At 37.0% G+C, this 21395-nt stretch carries 25 protein-coding genes and 1 tRNA gene; 20 read left to right on the forward strand and 6 right to left on the reverse strand.

Features of this window, described 5'->3' with window-relative positions; genetic code table 11:
• Positions 1–12 precede the first annotated feature (12 nt).
• The gene (locus tag ACFSUL_RS03040) at positions 13–918 is read left to right on the forward strand and encodes an RluA family pseudouridine synthase (RefSeq protein WP_377932583.1); all 906 of its coding nucleotides are present in this window, start codon (positions 13–15) and stop codon (positions 916–918) included.
• A gap of 61 nt (positions 919–979) precedes the next feature.
• On the opposite strand, the gene prpE is transcribed toward ACFSUL_RS03040, so the two are convergent.
• On the reverse strand, positions 980–1717 hold the full coding sequence (prpE, locus tag ACFSUL_RS03045; RefSeq protein WP_377932585.1) for a bis(5'-nucleosyl)-tetraphosphatase PrpE: 738 nt from the start codon (positions 1715–1717) through the stop codon (positions 980–982).
• 331 nt (positions 1718–2048) lie between these two features.
• Between prpE and mgtE the strand changes: the two genes are divergently transcribed.
• The 5 genes from mgtE to ACFSUL_RS03070 all read left to right on the forward strand — a co-directional run bounded on the left by mgtE (position 2049) and on the right by ACFSUL_RS03070 (position 7483).
• Complete coding sequence (gene mgtE, locus ACFSUL_RS03050; RefSeq protein ID WP_377932587.1) at positions 2049–3437, forward strand: magnesium transporter; 1389 nt, start codon at positions 2049–2051, stop codon at positions 3435–3437.
• A 19-nt stretch (positions 3438–3456) separates the two neighbouring features.
• Positions 3457–5313, forward strand: a complete 1857-nt coding sequence (locus ACFSUL_RS03055) for a monovalent cation:proton antiporter family protein (protein WP_071413103.1) — start codon at positions 3457–3459, stop codon at positions 5311–5313.
• 138 nt (positions 5314–5451) lie between these two features.
• Positions 5452–5940, forward strand: coding sequence for a DinB family protein (locus ACFSUL_RS03060; RefSeq protein ID WP_377932590.1), 489 nt, complete (start codon positions 5452–5454; stop codon positions 5938–5940).
• Between the two features lie 115 nt (positions 5941–6055).
• Positions 6056–6832: an enoyl-ACP reductase FabI gene (fabI, locus tag ACFSUL_RS03065; protein WP_377932592.1), complete on the forward strand. Its 777-nt coding sequence runs from the start codon at positions 6056–6058 to the stop codon at positions 6830–6832.
• A gap of 132 nt (positions 6833–6964) precedes the next feature.
• Positions 6965–7483 carry a CotO family spore coat protein gene (locus tag ACFSUL_RS03070; protein WP_377932594.1) on the forward strand — a complete coding sequence of 173 codons (519 nt, stop codon included), beginning with the start codon at positions 6965–6967 and terminating at the stop codon, positions 7481–7483.
• Positions 7484–7677: 194 nt separating this feature from the next.
• Here the strand turns inward: ACFSUL_RS03070 and ACFSUL_RS03075 are convergent, their stop codons facing one another.
• Positions 7678–8154: a CotY/CotZ family spore coat protein gene (locus tag ACFSUL_RS03075; protein ID WP_377932596.1), complete on the reverse strand. Its 477-nt coding sequence runs from the start codon at positions 8152–8154 to the stop codon at positions 7678–7680.
• Positions 8155–8282: 128 nt separating this feature from the next.
• On the opposite strand from ACFSUL_RS03075, the gene ACFSUL_RS03080 reads away from it, so the two are divergent.
• The 9 genes from ACFSUL_RS03080 to ACFSUL_RS03120 all read left to right on the forward strand — a co-directional run bounded on the left by ACFSUL_RS03080 (position 8283) and on the right by ACFSUL_RS03120 (position 14181).
• Positions 8283–8639, forward strand: coding sequence for a DUF1360 domain-containing protein (locus tag ACFSUL_RS03080; protein WP_377932598.1), 357 nt, complete (start codon positions 8283–8285; stop codon positions 8637–8639).
• Between the two features lie 403 nt (positions 8640–9042).
• Entirely contained in the window at positions 9043–9510 is a 468-nt protein-coding gene (locus ACFSUL_RS03085) for a sporulation protein (protein WP_377932600.1), read from the forward strand.
• A 10-nt stretch (positions 9511–9520) separates the two neighbouring features.
• Complete coding sequence (gene spoVAC, locus ACFSUL_RS03090) at positions 9521–9991, forward strand: stage V sporulation protein AC (protein ID WP_071413096.1); 471 nt, start codon at positions 9521–9523, stop codon at positions 9989–9991.
• On the forward strand, positions 9991–11007 hold the full coding sequence (gene spoVAD / locus ACFSUL_RS03095) for a stage V sporulation protein AD (RefSeq protein ID WP_377932602.1): 1017 nt from the start codon (positions 9991–9993) through the stop codon (positions 11005–11007). The genes spoVAC and spoVAD overlap by 1 nt, the downstream gene beginning before the upstream one ends.
• Positions 11008–11261: 254 nt before the next feature.
• Positions 11262–11618: a stage V sporulation protein AE gene (gene spoVAE / locus ACFSUL_RS03100; protein WP_377932604.1), complete on the forward strand. Its 357-nt coding sequence runs from the start codon at positions 11262–11264 to the stop codon at positions 11616–11618.
• A gap of 245 nt (positions 11619–11863) precedes the next feature.
• Positions 11864–11995 (forward strand): YjcZ family sporulation protein, encoded by a 132-nt coding sequence (locus tag ACFSUL_RS03105; RefSeq protein WP_377932606.1) that lies wholly within the window; start codon positions 11864–11866, stop codon positions 11993–11995.
• A 273-nt stretch (positions 11996–12268) separates the two neighbouring features.
• Positions 12269–12532: a stage VI sporulation protein F gene (locus ACFSUL_RS03110; RefSeq protein ID WP_377932608.1), complete on the forward strand. Its 264-nt coding sequence runs from the start codon at positions 12269–12271 to the stop codon at positions 12530–12532.
• A gap of 387 nt (positions 12533–12919) precedes the next feature.
• Positions 12920–13198, forward strand: coding sequence for a hypothetical protein (locus ACFSUL_RS03115; protein ID WP_377932610.1), 279 nt, complete (start codon positions 12920–12922; stop codon positions 13196–13198).
• 80 nt (positions 13199–13278) lie between these two features.
• Positions 13279–14181, forward strand: a complete 903-nt coding sequence (locus ACFSUL_RS03120; RefSeq protein WP_377932612.1) for an MBL fold metallo-hydrolase — start codon at positions 13279–13281, stop codon at positions 14179–14181.
• A gap of 195 nt (positions 14182–14376) precedes the next feature.
• On the opposite strand, the gene ACFSUL_RS03125 is transcribed toward ACFSUL_RS03120, so the two are convergent.
• The 4 genes from ACFSUL_RS03125 to ACFSUL_RS03140 form a co-directional block, all read right to left on the reverse strand.
• Entirely contained in the window at positions 14377–14799 is a 423-nt protein-coding gene (locus ACFSUL_RS03125; RefSeq protein WP_377932614.1) for a GNAT family N-acetyltransferase, read from the reverse strand.
• Positions 14800–14804: 5 nt separating this feature from the next.
• On the reverse strand, positions 14805–15323 hold the full coding sequence (locus ACFSUL_RS03130; RefSeq protein WP_377932616.1) for a YjcG family protein: 519 nt from the start codon (positions 15321–15323) through the stop codon (positions 14805–14807).
• 205 nt (positions 15324–15528) lie between these two features.
• On the reverse strand, positions 15529–15651 hold the full coding sequence (locus tag ACFSUL_RS03135) for a hypothetical protein (protein WP_377932618.1): 123 nt from the start codon (positions 15649–15651) through the stop codon (positions 15529–15531).
• Between the two features lie 107 nt (positions 15652–15758).
• Positions 15759–16481 carry an alpha/beta hydrolase gene (locus ACFSUL_RS03140; protein WP_377932620.1) on the reverse strand — a complete coding sequence of 241 codons (723 nt, stop codon included), beginning with the start codon at positions 16479–16481 and terminating at the stop codon, positions 15759–15761.
• A gap of 148 nt (positions 16482–16629) precedes the next feature.
• Between ACFSUL_RS03140 and ACFSUL_RS03145 the strand changes: the two genes are divergently transcribed.
• The 5 genes from ACFSUL_RS03145 (at position 16630) to ACFSUL_RS03165 (ending at position 21280) form a co-directional block, all read left to right on the forward strand.
• Complete coding sequence (locus ACFSUL_RS03145) at positions 16630–17178, forward strand: phosphatidylglycerophosphatase A family protein (RefSeq protein WP_377932622.1); 549 nt, start codon at positions 16630–16632, stop codon at positions 17176–17178.
• A 254-nt stretch (positions 17179–17432) separates the two neighbouring features.
• A complete protein-coding gene (locus tag ACFSUL_RS03150) occupies positions 17433–18428 on the forward strand; it encodes a TAXI family TRAP transporter solute-binding subunit (protein WP_377932624.1) in 996 nt (331 codons plus the stop codon).
• 92 nt (positions 18429–18520) lie between these two features.
• On the forward strand, positions 18521–19042 hold the full coding sequence (locus tag ACFSUL_RS03155; protein ID WP_377932626.1) for a DUF1850 domain-containing protein: 522 nt from the start codon (positions 18521–18523) through the stop codon (positions 19040–19042).
• Positions 19029–21017 (forward strand): TRAP transporter permease, encoded by a 1989-nt coding sequence (locus ACFSUL_RS03160; protein ID WP_377932628.1) that lies wholly within the window; start codon positions 19029–19031, stop codon positions 21015–21017. The genes ACFSUL_RS03155 and ACFSUL_RS03160 overlap by 14 nt, the downstream gene beginning before the upstream one ends.
• Before the next feature lie 191 nt (positions 21018–21208).
• Positions 21209–21280, forward strand: a tRNA-Val gene (locus ACFSUL_RS03165).
• Positions 21281–21395 lie beyond the last annotated feature (115 nt).

Below are 21395 nucleotides of genomic sequence, written 5' to 3' on the forward strand. Positions count from 1 at the left end.
AGGATTATCGCTATGAAAAGATACACGTTACGGTGGAATATAGAAAAGGAAGATAGTGGTAAGTGGGTTCGCCAATTTTTACAAGAGCAACTCATTTCCAAACGTACATTAACTGCCATCAAACATGATGGCGGTTTTATTTCTGTTAATGGAGAGGAAGTGAATGTAAGATATCCTTTAAAAGTGGGAGAAATACTAAAGGTTGTCTTTCCTCCCGAAAGGAGAAGCGAGGGGGTTATTCCAGAGGAGATTCCAGTAGACATCATTTACGAAGATGACGATATCCTTATTTGTGATAAACCTGCGGGAATGAATACAATTCCATCAGGGGATCGCCCTTATGGAAATTTAGTAAATGCACTTACTTCTTATTACGAACACGAAGAGATAGCTTCTACTGTTCATATTGTCACTCGCTTAGATCGTAATACCTCTGGTCTTGTATTAGTTGCAAAGCATCGACACGTACATCATCTGTTCAGCCTTCAGCAAAAAGAAAGAGGAATTAAAAGGAGATATGAAGCTTTTGCAGAAGGTTGTTTTACAAATGAGTTAGGGACGATTAACAAAAATATAGGTCGAAAAGAGAGTAGTATTATTGAGCGTGAGGTGAGAGAGGACGGACAGTATGCTTGTACTCATTATAGAGTACTTCGGCAAAAGGAGCACTTTGCTCACCTTATTCTACAGTTAGAGACTGGTAGAACGCATCAAATCCGCGTACATCTTGCTTCCATTGGACATCCATTAGTAGGAGATGATTTGTATGGAGGGTCTCTTGCGTTACTTTCTCGTCAAGCACTTCACTGTGTATCGTTGGGATTTTTTCACCCCGTGCAGAAAAAGTGGATGCAATTTAAATCAATGTTACCAAGCGATTTATCAAGCTTATTAAATGAACAAACGAAACGAGACTGATACTGATACAAACGTTGCCTGGCTGTTCTCAATGAGTGAGAAGCCAGGCGCTTTTCTTTTTTTATTCAAAGCTTCGAAATTTTTCTGGAACAAAAGGCATGCTAGAAGGAACGTTGACAATTTCCATTTCAGGGTACCGAAGGGCAGTTAATTTACCGCCAAAGACAGCCCCAGTATCGATGTTATAAGTATGATTAACTTTTCTAGGCTCTTTAATAGGAGTGTGCCCATAAATAATCCAAGCCCCTCCAGTATAGTTTTGCGCCCAATCACGGCGTACCGGTGTTCCATCTTCATTTGTTTCGCCAGTAATATCTCCATAAAGGACAAATGTTTTCACCCGCTTATTTTCTTTTCCTATTAGGTCTTGCTTAATACCTGCATGGGCAATTATTAGCTCTCCGTTATCTAAGACATGATAAAGCGGCGATTTCTCATAAAGTTCCATAAACATTTTCTTATATTTTTCTCTTGCCTCAGAGGGTAGTGCTTCAAGCTCGTTAACAGTCGTTTCTAATCCATGAAGCAGCTTTACATTATTACCTAAAAAGTAACGATAGAGTTTATTACAGTGATTTCCTGGTACATAATAGGCACGTTTATTTGATACAAGCTCCGACACAGTTTTAATAACTGCGAGTGAATTCGGCCCCCTATCCGTCAAGTCTCCGACGAAACCAAGTATCCTTTTTCCAGGATGGACTGGATAACCTTGGCTCCATTCGTAACCAAGCTTTTTAGTTAATTTTTTAAATTCTTCATAGCATCCATGAATATCTCCAATAATATCTATGTACATGTTATCACTCCATTTTTTTGTGAATAAATCCTTTTTCCTTTCCTTTTAAAAGAATTTATGACATATTATAGATTCGTTTGAGTTGTAGGTGAAGATAAGGGAAAGAGGAAAAGTTCTACGATAAAATATTCCCATTTTGTTAGTCGTAATACTTATCTATTTTTGGGAATTCTGGTTGGTTCCTCTTATTTTATCAATAAAAATTGCTGTAAGTAGTTTCGTTTTATACTAATTCTCAACCTAAATCCACTTCACTTTTTAGCAGACATTTAAAAAGTTTTTTGCTAGTATATTACCATCGAGTTTTTTGGTTTAGAGAGGAGGGTTTCTGATGAGCGATGCACTTCAGGATAAAGAAAAAGACAGTAAAAGGGTGTTGTATGACGAGGAGCTCCTTATTAGGGCCCTTCAGGAGGAAGAATTAGAATTATTTCGAAATGAATTTCTTGACCTGCATCCCTACGACCAAGCAAGGTTTTTCTCAAGGATAGATGATGATCTAAGAAATAAATTATACAATTACCTCTCACCAGATGAGATGGCAGACTTGTTTGAGAGTCTTGATATTGATGAAGATGATTATCAAAATATCTTAGCGAAAATGAATCCTACTTACGCTGCTGAAATGCTATCAGAGATGTATACCGATGATGCAGTAGACGTTTTAAATGAACTAGATAAGGAGCAGGTTGTCAGTTATTTGACGATCATGGATGATGAATCTGCGAAAGAAATCAAAGAGCTTCTTCATTATGAAGAATACACAGCAGGTAGTATTATGACGACAGAGTTTGTAGCTATTTCAGAAAACCAAACTGTCCGATCTGCTATGTATATATTGAAAAATGAAGCCCCAAATGCCGAAACGATTTACTACATTTATGTAATAGATGAGGAAAAAAAACTAGTTGGTGTTATTTCACTAAGAGATCTCATTATTAGCCATGACGATGTAATGATTTCGGAAATTATGAGTGACCGCGTGATGTCTGTGTCTGTGAGTGAAGATCAGGAATCTGTCGCACGAAAAATGAAGGATTATGATTTTCTTGCGCTTCCTGTTGTGGATTTCCAGTCGCATCTTCTCGGAATTATTACAGTCGATGATATTATCGACGTTATGGAAGAAGAGGCATCCGATGACTACTCCAAGCTTGCTGGTATCGCAGATGTTGATTCTATTGATCGCAATCCTTTTAATGCTGCCAAAAAGCGGCTTCCTTGGTTAATAGCTTTGTTATTTCTAGGCATGTTTACTGCTAGCTTAATTGGGCGTTTCGAAGAGACGTTAGATAAGGTTGCTATTCTTGCTGTGTTTATTCCATTAATTGCTGGTATGGCTGGAAACACTGGGACGCAAGCATTAGCGGTGGCGGTAAGAGGTATTGCAACAGGCGACCTTGAACAGGAGAGCAAATGGAAACTTGTTGTTAGGGAAGCAGGAACAGGACTTATTACAGGTACAACTTGTGGAATAGTTGTAACGCTTGTTGTATACGTTTGGAAGGGAGAATTCTTTCTTGGGGTTTTAGTAGGATTCTCTATATTGGTATCGTTATTCGTAGCTACACTTGCAGGTACGCTTGTGCCATTATTGATGCACAAATTGAAAGTCGATCCTGCAGTAGCTTCAGGCCCATTTATTACGACGATTAATGATATTATTAGTATTTTAATTTATTTCGGGCTAGCAACGTTATTTATGAATTATTTAATTTAGAGAAAAAGGAGGAGGATTAATGGAACAGCATGCATCAGTAACATCCCTAGTTATCGTAATATTGGCGGCATTTTTAACACCAATATTATTGCATCGTTTCAAATTAAATTTTATTCCCGTAGTAGTTGCGGAAATTATTATGGGATTAATCATAGGGAAAAGTGGATTTGATTTAGTAGGGCAAGATATGTGGTTGGAAACATTATCTACATTTGGATTCATTTTTCTCATGTTTTTAAGTGGAGTTGAAATTGATTTTTCTGCTTTTTCTAGCAGTAAGGAAAAAAGAGAAAAGCTACCGAACGGAAAAGACGAACCAAACAGGCCTCTAATTGCAACAATTATCTTTATCGGCATTTTTATCGTTTCTTTAGGTTTATCCTACTTGTTCGTTTTAGTTGGTCTCATTGAAAATGCGTTTTTAATGACCTTGATTATTTCAACGATATCCCTTGGTGTTGTTGTACCAACGCTAAAAGAAGCAAATATTTCAAAAAGTGGAATCGGGCAGATTATTCTACTTATTGCCGTGATTGCTGACTTAGTAACGATGATTCTATTAGCTGTATTTGTGTCCATATACGGTGAAGGGCATGGGAATATGTGGTTATTACTCGTTCTCTTTGCAGCAGGTGTCCTCCTATATATTATAGGGAAGCGAATGAAAAATAGGGTAATATTTGAGAGTCTGTCAACAGGAACGGTCCAAATTGGAACACGCGCAGTTTTTACATTAATTATGTTGCTTGTGGCTCTTTCCGAAACAGTGGGGGCGGAAAATATTTTAGGAGCATTTTTAGCAGGTGTGTTAGTATCTCTATTGGCTCCTAACCAAGAAATGATTCATAAGCTTGATTCATTTGGTTATGGGTTCCTTATTCCAATTTTCTTTGTCATGATAGGTGTAGAGTTAGATCTATGGTCCTTGTTAAGCGACAAGAAAATGCTTTTACTAATCCCATTATTAATACTTGCCTTTATTATATCAAAGATTATTCCGGTCTATTTATTAAGGCTTTGGTATGATAAAAAAACAACCATTTCTGCTGCTTTCTTATTAACGTCGACACTATCACTTGTTATTGCCGCTGCTAAAGTTGCAGAAGATATTAATATCATAACTCCTCAACTGAGTGGAACGCTTATATTGGTAGCAGTAATTACCTGTATTCTCACTCCGATTGTATTTAAAAAACTTTTTCCAAAAGAGAGTGGAAAAGAAGTGCAGGTTAAAGTTGCGTTTATTGGGGCAAATCAGTATACACTGCCTGTATCGAGAGAGTTAAAATCCTCTTTATATGAGCCTATTTTATACCATACAAAACAAGATAAAAAAGAGCACAATATTGCAGATTCTCTATATGAGATTGTTGAAGTTGATAATTTTGAGTTAGCAACCCTGGAAAGTGTAGATGTATTTGATGCAAATATTGTTGTGATATCAACGGGCGACGAAGAAATTAATGCTACTTTGGCAATTGCCGCTAAGGAAAAAGGTGTGAAAAGGGTTATCGTTAGAATTGAAAGCCCTGATTTGGAAGAGTCATTACGTGAACAGGACATTGAAGTCTTCTCCGTACTTCTTTCAACGAACGCATTATTACGTGCATTAATTGAATCACCAGCCGTTATGAATATTCTAACAAACCAAGAAACATCTCTTTACGAAATTAGAATGTTGAATGGTCAATATGAAGGACTATCACTTCGGAAATTCCCATTTACTGGAGATGTCATCTTTGTTCGTATTTTCCGAGGGAATGATTTCTTAGTACCACATGGAGACACAGAACTTCATATGAATGATCGATTAATTGTAACAGGTTCAAAAGAATACATTGATGAATTAAAACGTGAACTTGAGTTTTGTGAATAATATTAAAAGAAACGGAGTAGGCTTACATGTCTGCTCTGTTTTTTTTTGAAATTCTTTTACTTTCACTTTATTGATTAAAGGGGATTTTACTGGTGTAATCGAAATTAACTAGTAAAAGAAAAAAGAGGGGGTTAATTTATGTGGGAAAAAGAAATTTATAGTATAAGAATGAAAGTCATTCACTGTATAAAAGATATACCAGAACAAAAACTAAATTGGCAGCCTTCACAAGGAAAATGGAGTATTGCACAAAATGTTCTCCATTTAGCAGGAGCAGAGACTCGATTTTTAACGCTTGCACTGACTGCGGTAAAATCCCCATTAAAATCAGACTCTGCATCAGTTGATTTATCTGTATTTGACGATGCCTCGATTAAACTAAAAGCACCAATTGAGCCCTCGGATGAACCACAAACACTAGTAACGTTACTAGCTGCACTTGATCAATCAAGGCAGCTTACAAACAACTTTTTAGAAACGTATTCAAAAGCTGACTTGGAAGGAAAATATATGAATCATCAACGTTTTGGTATTATGCCAATATGGCAAGTACTAGAGTTACTCGGTAAACACGAACAACGTCACTTACATCAAATGAACCAGTTGAAAAAGGAGATTTTAAGTTAACGCTTTTCTTTTATAAAAAGTTCATGTAAAATTAGTATCAGGTACTAATAACATGTTCTAATTAATTTTTATAAAATAATATCAAGACTCGAATTATTTATCAAGGAGGATACATATGACTTTATCACTTCAAGGAAAAACGTATGTAGTTATGGGAGTAGCAAATAAAAGAAGTATCGCCTGGGGGATAGCTCGTTCTCTGCATAAGTCAGGAGCAACATTAGTATTTACATATGCCGGAGAACGTTTCGAAAAAGGTGTTCGTGATCTTGTCTCAACATTAGAAGGAGCGGAAGATTCACTTGTTCTTCCGTGTGATGTAACAGTTGATGAGGATATTGAAAAATGTTTTGCAACGATTAAAGAGAAAGCAGGCGTTATCCACGGAATTGCTCATTGTATTGCATTTGCTAACAAAGAGGAGCTAGCTGGTGAATACATGAATACAACGAGAGATGGCTTCTTATTAGCTCAAAATATTAGTTCTTACTCTTTAACTGCAGTAGCAAAAGTTGCAAGAGGAGTTATGACAGAAGGTGGAAGCATCATTTCCATGACATATTTAGGTGGAGAAAGAGTACTGCAAAATTACAATGTAATGGGTGTTGCCAAAGCGTCGCTAGAGCATAGCGTTAAATATTTGGCGAATGACCTTGGAAAAGACAATATCCGTGTAAATTCCATCTCGGCTGGTCCGATTCGTACCCTTTCAGCTAAAGGTGTGGGCGACTTTAACACTATTTTAAAAGAAATCGAAGAACGTGCACCATTACGTCGTAATACAACGCCAGAAGAAGTTGGTGATACTGCAGTATTCCTATTCAGTGACATGGCTCGTGGAATTACTGGAGAAAACATCCATGTTGACTCTGGATATCATATTTTAGGTTAACAAACCGACAAAAGAAAAAGATGACCTTCTAGGAATTTTGCCTAAAGGGTCATCTTTTTTATGTCTATAAAAAGGAAACCCATAGGCACTCCTAGCATACATATAAAAGTAGAATTTTATGGAGGTGACAATATGGGGAACGAAAGAAAAACAAAAAATAAAAAGCCGTTACTATATATACATCAACCGGAATTGCGAGAGGTTAAATCTAATATGCAATCCAATTATCGTTCACCAAATATAAAAACGGACAGTGCTAAACAAAAAGAATCGGTTTCTATTGTAAAAAAGAAAAAAAGAGAATATTTACAGGAAGACTTAGATTCAATCCAAGCCGAAATGGAAATTGAACAAGAAGAACAGGAACCACAATCACAACCGCAACCAAAACTAGGTGAAAATACAGGAAAATTTGGCTTTAAAAAAGTGAAACCATTCCGTGAAATGGATTTGAATGAAAAACTTGATTATCTAACAGAGTTTGGTGATGGGAAAGCACCATTTCCATGTGTTTTTACGACTGAGAACAACAGCTATAAAGGTGTTATTTTTTCTACGAATGGAACAGAGGTTGAAATTAAACCATTTCAAGGGGAGCATGTAAAATTAAATAAAAATGATATAAAGAGCATTAAAATGATTGGGTTATAGGTGACGTTTTCAGAAACTGTACCTGGTACTATAAATGCGAAGGAGCAGGAGCAGATCGAGTGAACTGTCGTGGTCAAAAATTAATTTCTATCAAAACAAAAATCGAGAGTTATTTCAACCCTCGATTGCTTTTAAAAATAATAATTGGTTAAAAAGACCAGTCGGATTACCCGACTGGTTCCTTCTTTAGCGTATTAGTCTTCATCACATTCAAGGTCAACATGCACATCTGCTACACATTGGATAGCACAGAAGCATTCTAAGTCTACTGTGATACAAATATCAGTTAATTTCCATTCGAATCCAGAAAAATTGCTTAATCCATCTGCATCATCATCTTCGTTATCACCTGGTGTCCAATCTGGTTTAACAAGTTGTAATGTTGCACAGCAGTTATCGAAAACATCTTTTACACGGAAGAATGGTAATTTGTAATAACCTTTTTTTACTTTAAAGACATCGCCGTTTTTTGTATAAAGTTTGAAAATGCGAGTGTTAGGGCGATTGTTTATAGGACTTACTGCACCTAATGGTGATAAGAAACAATCTGTTTCGCATTCAACGCATTCGTCTACTGCATTGTCCTGAAGATCTTTGATTGCACGTACAGCTGTACATACGCAGTTGTCTTCTCTTGAACCTGCACCGCTTTTCCTTTTTCCGCAACCCATAAGTTAGGTCCTCCTTGTCGTAATGATTTTACTTACATTAATAACATATTGCTAATAGGTATTTTGAGTAACGGACAAATGCCCGTTTCCTTTAATTTGGGCACCTAAAAAGAGAAAGGAAGTTAGTTATGGAGCTTAATTTTTTTCAGTTGTTGATCATGGGGTTGGCTGTGTTTCGGATGACGCACTTAATTGTGTTTGATAAAATTACAGAGTTTTTACGTGCACCGTTTTTTGATGAAGAAAAAGAAATTTCAGAGAGCGGGGAAGAGGAAATATATCTTATTCCGAAAAAAGGTGGATGGAAAGGGTTTATTGCCGAATTGATTAGCTGTTATTGGTGCACAGGTATTTGGGTAACGGTAGGATTATATATCGGCTATAGTTGGATACCGATTATAGCGGGACCTTTCATTACTATTCTTGCTGTTGCAGGAGTTGCTGCTATTTTGGAATCGGTAGTACAGCATTTAATATCGGAGTAATGTGCGGGCAAGACTTATTGCTAAGTTTATGAATCGTAAAATTAATACCTGTTATTTTGGTGGTGCAGGCTCAGTCGACTATATAGTTTGTGGTGTAAATGAAGCAATCTTTGAAAATGTAAGTAGGCAAATAGTGGAAACAAGCTTTTTTCTTTTTCATATAATGTAAAGGGGCTGGTTTAATAAAAAGGAGGCTGGGATTAATGAAGAACTATACAAATACAAAGGTTTCTATGTCAACATCTAAATCTGTCAACACGACAAAGAAAAAGAAAAAAGGTTGTGGGTGTGGAAAGAAGAATAAGAAGAATTAAGACTGCTCCTAGTGAGCGGTCTTTTTTTTTAATAAAAATTAAATTTAAGCAAAAAATAAGGAAAGAGTATAAATATGTGAGGGATATGAATGAAAAAATGTATTGTAGTAGTAAGTACTATCTTTTTAATTTTAGCAGCTTGTGCAAATAAGGAGGATGGGAAAGACAGTAAGGTAGCTCTGTTAAAAGCAACGGATCCACCACCAGTGGAACTTGTTGACCATCCTGAGACAGATAGTGTTGGACATGCTATCAAGAAGGAAATAGCGAAGATGGAAGAACTTTATGATGTAGCTGTTATCCAAGGGAAGGAGGAAATACTAGTTGCGTATAAAGTGAAGCATCTAGAACGGTTTCATATGAAAAGGATTGAGAAAAAAATGGACAAATATTTGGAAAAAAAGTATCCTGACGAGAATTTTATCTTATCTAGTGACTATAAAATCTTCCTTGAAACTGTCCGATTAAAAGAAAAACTTTCTAACCATAGTATTTCAAAAAAGGATGCTGAAAAAGAGTTTAAAGATATTGTTAAATTAAAAAAAGAAAAAACGTAGGAGGGAAATTATGGCCAAAGCATCTAAAACTCCTGAACAAAAACAATACGAGCAGTTAGAAAAGAATTTTGAAACAAAACGACCTGTATTTAAAAACTGTATAAAAGCCTTTTTTGTTGGTGGTCTCATTTGTTTATTAGGGCAAGCAGTTACTTATTTTTATATTTACTTTTTCAATTTTACAGAACAAACTTCATCAAATCCTACTGTTGCGACAATGGTCTTTTTTGCCATGCTTCTGACAGGGTTTGGGGTTTATGATCATATGGGGCAGTTTGGTGGAGCTGGAAGTGCCGTTCCTGTGACAGGTTTCGGCAATGCTGTTATCTCAGCTGCCATTGAACACCGGACGGAAGGACTTGTATTAGGAGTTGGTGGAAACATGTTTAAGCTAGCAGGCTCCGTAATAGTCTTTGGTGTAGTAGCGGCCTTTTTCGTTGCACTGATTAAGACGATTTTGATTCAGATAGGAGTGATTTAATGCTACAAGGATCTCGGTCATGGATGTTTGCCAACCAACCCGCTATTATGTCGACAGGAGTTGTTGGTGGTCCTTTTGAGAAAAAAGGCCCTCTGACAGCGGATTTTGACCAATTTTATGATGATTTATGGATGGGAAAAGATACGTATGAACAAGCAAATAGAGTATTAATTGAAGATGCAGTAGAAATTGCTTTAAAGAAAAGCGAAAAGAAAAGTAAAGATGTTCAATTTTTTCTTGCGGGTGATTTAATTAATCAAATAACACCATCAAGTTTTGCAGCTAGAACGAATGCGATACCTTACTTAGGGTTATTTGGTGCCTGTTCTACATCAATGGAAGGTTTAGCTTTGGCTGGATTTCTTGTGAATTCTGGCGGTGCCAATTATATCATGACGGGTGCTTCTAGTCATAATGCGGCAACAGAAAAGCAATTCCGCTATCCAACAGAATATGGTGGACAAAAACCTCCTACAGCCCAATGGACCGTTACGGGAGCAGGGTTTGCATTAGTTGGAAATGGTAATTCTTTACCTCATCCAATGCCCCGTATTACATCCGCTACAATTGGGAAAGTGATGGATTTAGGGTTGAGTGATCCGTTCAATATGGGGGGAGCAATGGCACCAGCGGCAGTTGATACGATTACGGGGCATTTCAAAGATCTTAATAGGGATCCTTCTTATTATGACTTAATTATCAGTGGGGATTTGGCAACAATCGGTAGACAGACAGCGATAGAAATGCTAAAGGAAAAAGGATATGTCTTAACAGAGGAAAAATTTAAAGACTGCGGCCTGCTTATATATGGGGATAATCAAAAGGTTCAGTCGGGCGCAAGTGGTCCGGGATGCTCAGCAACAGTTTTGTATGGCCATCTGTTAAATGAGATGAAAAAAGGCACATATAAAAGGATTCTCGTTGTTGCAACAGGTGCACTACTTTCACCACTAACCTTCCAACAGGGGGAGACAATACCGTGCATCGCCCATGCTGTATCAATTGAATTCATTTGACAAAGAAAAGTGGAAGCGGCTTGGTCAGCTCGCGAAGAAAATAGGGGTTTTCCTCAAAAGGCGCCTTTTGCCTTTAGAGGAAAATCATCTTTTTCCCAGCGAGCTAGCCGCTGGAACTGGACAAAGAAAAGTGGAAGCGGCTTGGTCAGCTCGCGAAGAAAATAGGGGTTTTCCTCAAAAGGCGCCTTTGGCTTTTAAAGGGAAATCGTCTTTTTCACGCGAGCTAGCTACTTAGGTTAAAGGAGGATGGAAACATGTTTGCAATGTTTTTTTGGGCTTTTGTAATAGGAGGAATCATTTGTGTTATTGGACAGCTCTTATTTGATGTAGCAAAACTTACACCAGGGCATACATTAAGTTTATTAGTGGTAATAGGTGCAATTGTTTCTGGTTTCGGACTTTATGAACCATTGATTGACTTTGCAGGAGCAGGAGCAACTATTCCAATAACGAGTTTTGGAAATTCCCTTGTAAATGGTGCCATGCAAGAGTCTCAAGAACATGGTTTAGTAGGCGTCTTAACGGGGATGTTTGAAGTGACGAGTTCCGGTATTTCAGCTGCAATTGTCTTTGGTTTTATTGGTGCAGTTATTTTTAAGCCAAAGGGATGAGGCAAAAAAGTCCAGAGTATTCTATTGCAGGAATACTTTGGACTTTTTTATTATACTTGCTTCATTTCATCCTATAAAGGTTTTCGAAAAAAGAAGTTTTTATTCTAACTTGACAGTAATGGCATACTAACAGTTGATTCCTATGATTGGGCAATCCCTTCTGACAATTCAAGATTAGCCTATACATTAATCGATTTTATTACATATGTTATTAGTGACTAAAGGTAAAAGAGAGGTGACATAATATGTTCGGATATGGCGGCGGATACGGCGGCTATGGTTGTGGCTATGGCGGCGGCGGTTACTACGGATCAACATTTGTATTAATCGTAGTACTTTTCATCCTATTAATTATTGTAGGTGCTAGTTTCTGCTAATAAAGTGAAGCTTTAATCAGTGGAGGGGATTCATCCCCCCCACTGATTGTTAGTTGAATCAATCGGGCATTTATCCCACAGTTACTCTTCTGCGATCTTTTGAAAACCCTTGAGGTGGGGGGCTGCCCGCTTATGCGGGATAAAAATATGGAGAGGGGGGTTCATTTGTGAAATTTCACCTTCTTCATAATTAATGTAAAAACAAAAACTTTTCAAATTCACTTTTTTACGTCTTTTTACATATGATGCATATAGTCAAAGGAGGCGTAAGAAATGAATAATAATAACTTTTTTAAAAATATCGAAAAGAAAACTGGCGTGAATATGAATGAAGTATTCGAGCTGGCAAATTCTTTACAAAATGCAAATTTCAAAGATGAAAAAACAGTACGAAGTGTTATTAAAAAGGTATCTAGGATTGCTAACAAACCTGTTTCACAAGAAATGGAAAATAAAATAGTAAAATCAATTGTAAATGATGGAAAACAATTGGATTTTGGCACAATTTCAAACATGCTTAATAAAGGAAAAAAATAATGTTTAACTAGCCATTAGCGGGGAAACTTTCTGCTGGTGGCTAGATAAGTTCTGCTTTAACCTCTTCTTACTACTAACTATTATTCAATAAGACGCAACTACGTAGTTTAGTTTCTCCTACCTAAACTAGCAAGAACTCGTATTTACCTTGATTTTATATGTCTTACTACTATGGCAAAGGAGAAAAGTTAGTCGATCAGTGACTGGTAGATGATAATGATGTATAATTCATAATATTATAAAAAATATAAAAAAACGTCATAAAGAATATTCACTTATACGTACTTTATAGTAGTCCTGTTTGCTAGTAAAGCTAACATAGCAAAAGGTAAATATGTTTCAGAATAAAAGTTAATGGAAATTAATAACTAAAGGAAGGTGAGTTAAATGGGTTATATTGCACCAGTTCAGCATTATCAATATCAACAATATCATGAACGAGGGCTGAAAACAGAAAAAGCTCCTTACACATTTCTTCCAGTTCAGCCAGTACGATTAAAGACAAAATCACAAGACGAATATGATGATTTTCAAAACATCAACAGCCAACAAACTTCACTAGAATCCTCTGATCTTCACCACCAGGAATACATACAGCAAGAAGTACCTACAAAACTAATCGCTACACTAACAGGAAAAGGAAACTATATTAACGAATATATCTAAATGTTCAAAAGAGGTACGTCCCTCGCTACTTTACCGTGCTAATGTAATGAGGGACGTACCTTAGGAAAGGGGTGTTTGAAGTGGAATTACAGCAGCTTTCTGCCCAGTGTTATGTACTTCGTGCGGCTGTGAATATAGGGTATATTACGACTGGAGGAAAAGGGTTGCTAATTGATACTGGGGTAGATGATTCTTCTATTAAAAAAGCGATAAAGCTGCTTGAAAAGGAGAAGCTCCCACTTGATTACTGTATTATTACCCATGCGCATGCCGATCATTTTGGCGGTGCTAATTATTTGAAAAAGACAATGAGAATTCCGTTATATGCACCGAAGGTAGAAAAAGCAATTATCGAAAATTCCGTGCTTGAGCCTATTTATTTGTTTAATGGCTCGTTTCCGATAGCGGAGCTAAGAAACAAATTTTTGGAAGGGAAATCTGTACCTATTGATCATGTAGTTGAGAATGGAAAGGGTAATATAGGACCATTTTCACTTGAAATCATTCCTCTTCCAGGTCACTCCTATGGTCAGATAGCTATTCTGTCAGAAGGAATATTGTATGCAGCTGACAGTTATTTTGGAGAAAGTACGTTAAAAAAGCATGTTATTCCGTTTATCAATGATGCTGACCAAACAATAGAATCATTACATAAACTAAAAGAGATTCCGTGCAAAGGTGCAGTACCGGGTCATGGAGAATTTGAAGAAAACTTCCATGGAACTGTACAAAAAAATATTGAGCTTCATGAAAAAATGATACAGAGGGTTAGGGAGCAAATAGAAGAAGCAACTGGAAAGGTAACTTTCAGCCAACTGCTTAAAACCTTTTTGGCATGTAATGAGTTAAATGTAGGGAACTTAGGACAGTGGCTTCTGTTTAGAACCTCCTTCACAGCCTATATTAGTTCATTAGTGAAAAAGGGTATTGTCCAATACACGATTCAAGACAATGAGCTATGGGTTACTACTATAACAAATTAATATCGCTGAACTAACAAGGTTTCTCTTTCTTGCCATTCAGAATATAGTACATCGTTGGCAGAGTGAAAGCCTTATTTTTTAGTTTAGTTTAAAGCGCATTTTCCTCTTCCTTGATTATTTTTAAATTCCGGACAGAAAAGAGTGATTTCCAATATAAAAAAGGATTGATCATAGCGATCAATCCTTTTAACATTACTAAATATTTTTTTTCATTGTTTTATGAGGAATACCGGCGTCTAAAAATTCACCTGAAATAATCTTATAGCCAAGTCCTTCATAAAAAGGAATTGCGTGTGTTTGGGCGTTCAACTTAAGAGCGGGAACCGATTGATTTTTAGCATATTCCTCAATTGCTAGCATAATTTCACGTCCTGCACCTTTTCCACGTTGTGAAGAATGCACACAAATTCTTTCCACTTTACCGACCTCATCGACTAATCGAAATCGCCCTGCTCCGACAGGTTCTTTTTGCGAATAAAGAACAAAGTGAGTAGAATCTTTTTCATATTCGTCGATTTCTTCCTCCATCGGTACATTTTGTTCATCGACAAAAACAACTTTTCTTACTGTGAAGGCATCTTGCTTTTGCTGTTCATTACGAGCTATAACTACATTCACTTTAATTAGCAATCCTTTCCTAAACGGAAGGTTTCATAAACTGTCCAAGATCCGTTTTCTAATTGATAAAGAAGGTGAAAGCGATCGACTGTTTCTTCATGATCAATCCCTTGCATACGGAGAGAACCGAATACATCAGAATGTTCATCATTAGATAATTTTTGTGCAATCGTAATATGCGGAATAAATGCATATTCTGGTTCTTCTCCCATGAAATCAGCTGAATGCATATCTTTGTAAAGGCCTTCTAGTTCTGGAGTTGATTCCACCTTAAAGTGAATGACGTTATTTACTGGCTGAAAAGAGCTTATTTTATAAGCTTTTAATGTAAAAGGCTCGTACTTTGCCGCAATTTTAGAAATCTTTTCAGCAATTTCTGTAATTTGAGTATCATCCGCAGAAAAAACATTCTTTAATGTTAAATGTGGCGGAATTAAAGCGTAGTGAGGATCATAACGTTTTCGGTAAGAATTCGCTTCATCTTGAAGTTTTTTAGTAGGGAAAATGACAATTCCATAATTCATTTTCTTGTACCTCCTCTATTTCAGTGAATGATAAAGTGAAACCACAATCAGTTGGGTTTTTCATTCTCACTGATTGTTAGTTGTACCAATGGAGCTTTTACGGGAAGTTATTTCTACCCCATACTTTCTAGACTGATGGTGGACAACCCGTTAAAGCGAGATAAATTAAAATCGCTTCTTATATTATAGCAAATTTTTCAAAAATTTAATATAGGTCTAAGTTAGTTGCCACCTTATTGTTACAATTTACTTCTTCCACCATAATAGGCAGTAGTAATTCATCCTCTAGAATAGAGAATTGAAATTTTAAATGAAATAAAACTTTCATTAGTGTACTTCTGCTAGTTAATGAAGGATACATACCTATCTATTCCTCGATGTCCGGTTTTGACCGGGGAAATGTCTTATAATAGAAATTCCCATTTCCTCGGAATATTAAAACATCATTTTTAGTGCACGTTTTAAATCAGGCTGCCAGTGCTTCCATGTATGATTTCCATCGAATTCTTCATAGAAGAAAGAGAAGTTCCGCTTTTCCAATAGCTCGTGCAACTGACGATTTGGAGTGAGAAAATCCTTTACTGTTCCATCCGTTGTTTTAACTTCGGTTTCCTCCTTACCGATAACGTGGTAAAGATTAAGCAGTTGTGGCTCTGTAAGCCTCTCTACAGCTTGCAAAACTTTTTCATTTACAAGTGGGGATTGCATAATAACTTTTCCAAATGTGTGAGGGTACTTTAATGCTGTCATAAGCGAAACGGTTGCACCTAGTGAATCACCGATGAGTGCACGTCCCATACCCATATGGTAGGTGGGATATTTATCGTCTAATAATGGAACAAGTTCGTGTGCTAAAAATCTTATGTATGCATCATTTTCTTCTCCATGCGGATGATATTTTCTTCTACGGTCTTCCACGTTTTTATATGGAATTCCAACGATAATCGTATTTTCTATTTCTTTTTTCTCAAGTAATTCATCCGCTAAGCGTGGAATTCTACCGAGTTGGAAATAGTCTTTGCCATCTTGAGCAATTAACAGTGAGTATTTATATAACGGAGAATAATTAGCCGGTAAATAGACGAGCATAGTGATTTCTTCGTTCAGTTCTTTACTAAAGAGGCTTAACTCATTGACAGTTCCTCTTGAAGTTGCCATTTTCATACCTCCAGATTCAATTATTAAGCGTTTACAGAAAGATTGTATCATATTTTAGTAATGAATACCTTGAACAAGCCTACAATACGAATATTTTAAAAAATGTTATAATTAAGAAATAGTCAAATTGAGCTAGGGGGATTTTAACGTGGTAAAAACAGTGCATTCTAAAGAAGTGACAAAAGCTGCATTTAATAGATTACAAGAAAGAGGCGTTAATCTTTCAGATATTGCTGAAATTGTTTATGAAATGCAGTATGCATATCATCCAGCATTGACATTAGCTGACTGCATTGACAGTGTAAATAAAGTTTTATTAAAGAGAGAAATTCAACATGCTATTTTAGTAGGTGTTGAGCTGGACGTATTAGCAGAAGAAAGAAAATTATCCGAACCACTTCAATCGATTGTGGAAACAGACGAAGGGTTGTTTGGAATTGATGAAACGATTGCCTTAGGTGCTTCATTAGGTTACGGAAGCATTGCAGTAACAACATTTGGACATCTCGACAAAAATAAAATTGGTATTATCCGTGATTTAGATACAAAAAGAGGAAAAGGTGTCCATACGTTTTTAGATGATATTGTGGCAAGCGTTGCGGCAAACGCTGCATCAAGACTTGCTCATAGCTTCCGTGACCAAGAAGAGATAGCAGAGGAAGATAAGAAGCAGTTTGAAGACGAAGGGATAAAGTAATACCTAGATTACTATTTGATAGATAGCAGGGGCTAAACTAGTGTTTAGTCCCTTTTAGTTGGACAAGATTCTCCCGTGAAAAACAATTTCAAAAAATAGAGCTGATCTAATGAAATGGGTTAAGTACTTCCTTGACAATATATAGTTCTAAAAAATGTAAACGAGTACTATATATTGACTAGATGAGGTAAAAAAGTCACCTATGGATTAGCCTCTTTTTAGAAAAGTAAAACATTCAGGGGGGGATTTCGGTTATGAAGAAACGCAGTTTATTTTTAGGTACTGCTCTTTTGTTGGCATTATCTATGATTCTTGCTGCTTGTGGTGGAGGATCTGGCGATGACAGTTCCTCTGGAGATGGAGAAGGAGAAGAAAAGGTAGACTTCATCGGTATCGCAACAGGTGGTACTGGAGGAACATATTATCCTTTAGGGGGAACACTTGCAAAGATTATACAGGACGAAACTGGAATTAAGTCAACTGCAGAAACATCTGGTGCTTCTGCTGAAAACATGGCAGCCATTAAAGAGGGAGATATTGAAATTGCCTTTACGCAGACAGATATCGCTTCCTATGCTGCGGATGGAGAGCAAATGTTTAAAGAAAAAGTAGAAAATGCACGCGGTATTGCAACGCTATATCCTGAAACAATTCAAATTGTCACAACAAAAGATGCTGGCATTAAATCAGTCGAAGACTTAAAAGGGAAAGTCGTGTCTGTTGGAGAAGCAGGTTCTGGTACATTGCTTAATGCCGAACAAATCTTAGAAGTTCATGGTTTAACAACAGAAGATTTAGAAGCGCGTAATCTGTCTTTTGACGATTCTACGACTGGTATTCAAGATGGTACGATTGATGCAGCATTTATTACTTCCGGAACGCCAACAGGAGCTGTTGAAGGTTTGGCTGCAACAGAAGATATTGCAATCGTTCCTATAGAACAAGCTAAAATTGACGAGTTGATTGAGAAATATCCATATTATGCAAAAGATGAAGTTCCAGCGGGCACATATAGCAAAGTGGATGAAGCTGTTACAACTGTAGCTGTTCTTGCGATGCTTGTCACTAGTGAAGATATTTCAGAGGATGTTATTTATGATGTAACGAAGGCAATTTTTGAGAATACGGATAAGATTACTCATGCTAAGGGTGAATTAATTAAAGCGGAATCGGCTTTGGAGGGCATGGGAATTGAATTACATCCTGGCGCAAAGAAATATTTTGATGAAAAAGGTGTTTCACAAGAATAATCCAACAAACAATGTCAGGCTGTAAAAGGGATAGACCGGTACTCATCGGTCTATTCTTTCATTTTAATCGTGTAGATATTCTGGGAGGTAGTATGACAAATAAGTGTAAAGTAACCTTTTTAATAATTATAATTCTTTTCTTTTCTGTCATCCTCACTCCCTTTCAAACCTGTTTAGTAGTAGAACCGAGGAACAAAGAAGGGAAATTCGCAATTATTTCGCTAAAACAATTTCCGACGTTTTCAATTCGGTATACTCACTCCATTCATCTTTCTGAAGTAGAAGAATACTACAAAAAAACAGAAAACAACCATATCCAGCAAACAAAGCTTGTCTATGAAGATACGGCAATTGGAATGCCTAGTAACGCAGAAGGAGGAGGAGACTTTGTTATAAGGGATGATGGTAAGTATATGATTGAAAACATGAAAAGGACATTTCCATTTATTGATGTTCGTGTTGGACAAGTGGTGGCGAATCATCGATTTATTTTAAATAATAATGAATATCCGCTATCAAAATATTTTAAAAAAGGAACTGTTGTAAGGTTGGAGATAAAAAAAGTTTCATTATGGGAGAAATGGAAAGGAGTGAGCGTTAGTGGAGGAGGATAAAGACTTTAAATCGCTATCGGTAGAACAACAGCAAGAACTATTAGAAAAGTATGATCCGGAAGCATCAACAAGAAAAATTCAACACGGAGCATTTAAGTGGATTATTTTTCTTGGACTATTGGCATTTTCCTTATTTCAACTAGTAGCTTCTATTTTTCAATTTATTCCTAGACAGCTGCTTTTGTCCATCCATTTAGGTTTTGCATTATCCCTGATTTTTTTATTATTCCCTGCACGAAAAAAGAATTTGAAAAAAAACAAAGTTGCATGGTATGACGTGGTATTATCGGTCGCATCAGTTGGGGTAGGGGCTTATTGGCCACTCATGCAAGAAGAAATCGTTAATCGTGTCGGCATTATGACATCAGCAGATTTCTATGTTGGATTATTAGCGGTTGTGCTTGTTTTAGAAGCGACTCGTCGTGCGGTAGGTTTACCAATTACGATTATTGCGTCTCTTTTCTTACTATACATGTATTATGGACGAATGATGCCAGGCTTTTTAACACATAGAGGTTATGATCTTGAAGATATCGTAAAAACGATGTTCTTTACTGGTGAGGGGATATTAGGAACACCACTATATGTTTCGGCGACATTTATTTTCCTTTTCTTGCTTTTCGGGTCCTTCCTTGTAAAAACAGGTGTTGGACAGTATTTTAATGATTTGGCTGTTTCGATAGCTGGGAAGCGAACGGGGGGGCCGGCGAAGGTTGCGATCTTTTCTAGTGCCCTTCAAGGTACGATTAGTGGAAGTTCTGTTGCCAATGTCGTAACATCAGGTTCTTTCACGATTCCGATGATGAAAAAACTTGGATACCGAAAAGAGTTCGCTGGCGGTGTAGAAGCAGCGGCATCAACAGGTGGCCAATTAATGCCGCCAATTATGGGGGCGGCCGCCTTTTTAATGGTAGAATTTATCGGAGGCGTTTCCTACTGGGATATTGCTAAAGCAGCAGCGATACCAGCTGTATTGTATTTCGCCGGTATTTGGATTATGACGCATTTTGAAGCAAAAAGAATTGGATTAAGGGGATTGTCCGACGAAGAAATGCCGAACCGTAAAGAGGTATTAAAAAAGATTTATTTACTTATACCAATTTTAACAGTAATTGTGCTTCTCGTAAGTGGAATGAGTGTTATGCGTGCCGCTTTATGGTCGATTATCGTAACTATTGTAGTTAGTGCTATTCGGAAAGATACACGGATAGGATGGAGAGATGCGATTGATGGGTTAGTTGACGGTGCCAGAACAGCATTGTCTGTTGCAGCAGCTACAGCGTGTGCAGGAATTATCGTTGGGGTCGTAACAAAAACAGGGCTTGGATTAACATTGGCAAATGGATTAGTTGATTTAGCAGCGGATTTAACGAATTCACCTAACGGAAAGCTAATCTTAACACTTGTATTTACGATGATCGCTTCCATTATTTTAGGTATGGGATCACCAACAACAGCTAATTATGTTATTACGTCAACAATCGCAGCTCCAGCTATCATTTTACTAGGAGCACCTGAATTAGCTGCACATTTATTCGTATTCTATTTTGGGATTATTGCCGACATTACCCCACCAGTAGCATTAGCTGCCTTTGCTGCTGCCGGGGTGTCAGGCGGAGAACCGATACGGACCGGTGTCAATTCCGCAAAGTTAGCTATCGCGGCGTTTATTATCCCATATATGTTCGTATTGTCACCTGAATTACTAATGATTGATACAACAATTCCACAGCTACTTTGGGTTGTATTTACGGCGATTACAGGTATGATGGCAATCGGTGCTGGTATGATCGGTTACTGGTATCGCAAAGTTTTCGTTATCGAACGATTCCTATGTGTAGCAGCAGGATTATTATTAATTTACCCTGAAGGCATGACAGATATTATAGGGTTAGTACTATTCGTCGTAATGCTTGTTCTTCAGTTCGTTATTAAACGAAAGGGTGGAGAAAAGAAAACAGCAGCAACAATGTAAAAAGAACCTAAGGCTTTTCTATAAGTTTCAGAAACTTATGGAAAAGCTTTTTATTGTTTTCTTTGTGAATTTTCCCCTTTAAATCAAAGGGAGCCGGGGAATTGTGTCTACTATTCCAGTGTGGAATTTTAATAGATTATTATTGACTTTTTTTCCATAGTAAGTATAATAAAATATGTAATAAATAAAGCGATCTGATAGTTCAGCGGGAGAATACGTCCTTGACAGGGACGGGGTCGGGGGTTCGAATCCCTCTCAGATCATAAATATGGTTGTATTAAAGGTTGAAGACATTTTCACTACAGTATAAAGTACTGTGGTCGTACTAAAATTTAGTATAACCTCGGTAAACCACCTCACAATTTTGTGAGGTGGTTT

The organism is Bacillus seohaeanensis, assembly GCF_042684945.1.
Classification (GTDB): domain Bacteria; phylum Bacillota; class Bacilli; order Bacillales; family Bacillaceae_B; genus Rossellomorea; species Rossellomorea seohaeanensis.

What these genes read in the sequence shown, in the direction of transcription:
- ACFSUL_RS03150 (WP_377932624.1), top strand. Translation starts at nt 17,433, where the DNA reads ATGAAGAAACGCAGTTTATTTTTAGGTACTGCTCTTTTGTTGGCATTA.
- ACFSUL_RS03040 (WP_377932583.1), top strand. Translation starts at nt 13, where the DNA reads ATGAAAAGATACACGTTACGGTGGAATATAGAAAAGGAAGATAGTGGT.
- ACFSUL_RS03075 (WP_377932596.1), bottom strand. Translation starts at nt 8,154, where the DNA reads ATGGGTTGCGGAAAAAGGAAAAGCGGTGCAGGTTCAAGAGAAGACAAC.
- spoVAD (WP_377932602.1), top strand. Translation starts at nt 9,991, where the DNA reads ATGCTACAAGGATCTCGGTCATGGATGTTTGCCAACCAACCCGCTATT.
- ACFSUL_RS03110 (WP_377932608.1), top strand. Translation starts at nt 12,269, where the DNA reads ATGAATAATAATAACTTTTTTAAAAATATCGAAAAGAAAACTGGCGTG.
- ACFSUL_RS03085 (WP_377932600.1), top strand. Translation starts at nt 9,043, where the DNA reads ATGAAAAAATGTATTGTAGTAGTAAGTACTATCTTTTTAATTTTAGCA.
- fabI (WP_377932592.1), top strand. Translation starts at nt 6,056, where the DNA reads ATGACTTTATCACTTCAAGGAAAAACGTATGTAGTTATGGGAGTAGCA.
- ACFSUL_RS03115 (WP_377932610.1), top strand. Translation starts at nt 12,920, where the DNA reads ATGGGTTATATTGCACCAGTTCAGCATTATCAATATCAACAATATCAT.
- ACFSUL_RS03155 (WP_377932626.1), top strand. Translation starts at nt 18,521, where the DNA reads ATGACAAATAAGTGTAAAGTAACCTTTTTAATAATTATAATTCTTTTC.
- ACFSUL_RS03105 (WP_377932606.1), top strand. Translation starts at nt 11,864, where the DNA reads ATGTTCGGATATGGCGGCGGATACGGCGGCTATGGTTGTGGCTATGGC.
- ACFSUL_RS03060 (WP_377932590.1), top strand. Translation starts at nt 5,452, where the DNA reads ATGTGGGAAAAAGAAATTTATAGTATAAGAATGAAAGTCATTCACTGT.
- ACFSUL_RS03055 (WP_071413103.1), top strand. Translation starts at nt 3,457, where the DNA reads ATGGAACAGCATGCATCAGTAACATCCCTAGTTATCGTAATATTGGCG.
- prpE (WP_377932585.1), bottom strand. Translation starts at nt 1,717, where the DNA reads ATGTACATAGATATTATTGGAGATATTCATGGATGCTATGAAGAATTT.
- ACFSUL_RS03140 (WP_377932620.1), bottom strand. Translation starts at nt 16,481, where the DNA reads ATGGCAACTTCAAGAGGAACTGTCAATGAGTTAAGCCTCTTTAGTAAA.
- ACFSUL_RS03080 (WP_377932598.1), top strand. Translation starts at nt 8,283, where the DNA reads ATGGAGCTTAATTTTTTTCAGTTGTTGATCATGGGGTTGGCTGTGTTT.
- spoVAE (WP_377932604.1), top strand. Translation starts at nt 11,262, where the DNA reads ATGTTTGCAATGTTTTTTTGGGCTTTTGTAATAGGAGGAATCATTTGT.
- ACFSUL_RS03135 (WP_377932618.1), bottom strand. Translation starts at nt 15,651, where the DNA reads ATGAAAGTTTTATTTCATTTAAAATTTCAATTCTCTATTCTAGAGGAT.
- ACFSUL_RS03130 (WP_377932616.1), bottom strand. Translation starts at nt 15,323, where the DNA reads ATGAATTATGGAATTGTCATTTTCCCTACTAAAAAACTTCAAGATGAA.
- mgtE (WP_377932587.1), top strand. Translation starts at nt 2,049, where the DNA reads ATGAGCGATGCACTTCAGGATAAAGAAAAAGACAGTAAAAGGGTGTTG.
- spoVAC (WP_071413096.1), top strand. Translation starts at nt 9,521, where the DNA reads ATGGCCAAAGCATCTAAAACTCCTGAACAAAAACAATACGAGCAGTTA.
- ACFSUL_RS03070 (WP_377932594.1), top strand. Translation starts at nt 6,965, where the DNA reads ATGGGGAACGAAAGAAAAACAAAAAATAAAAAGCCGTTACTATATATA.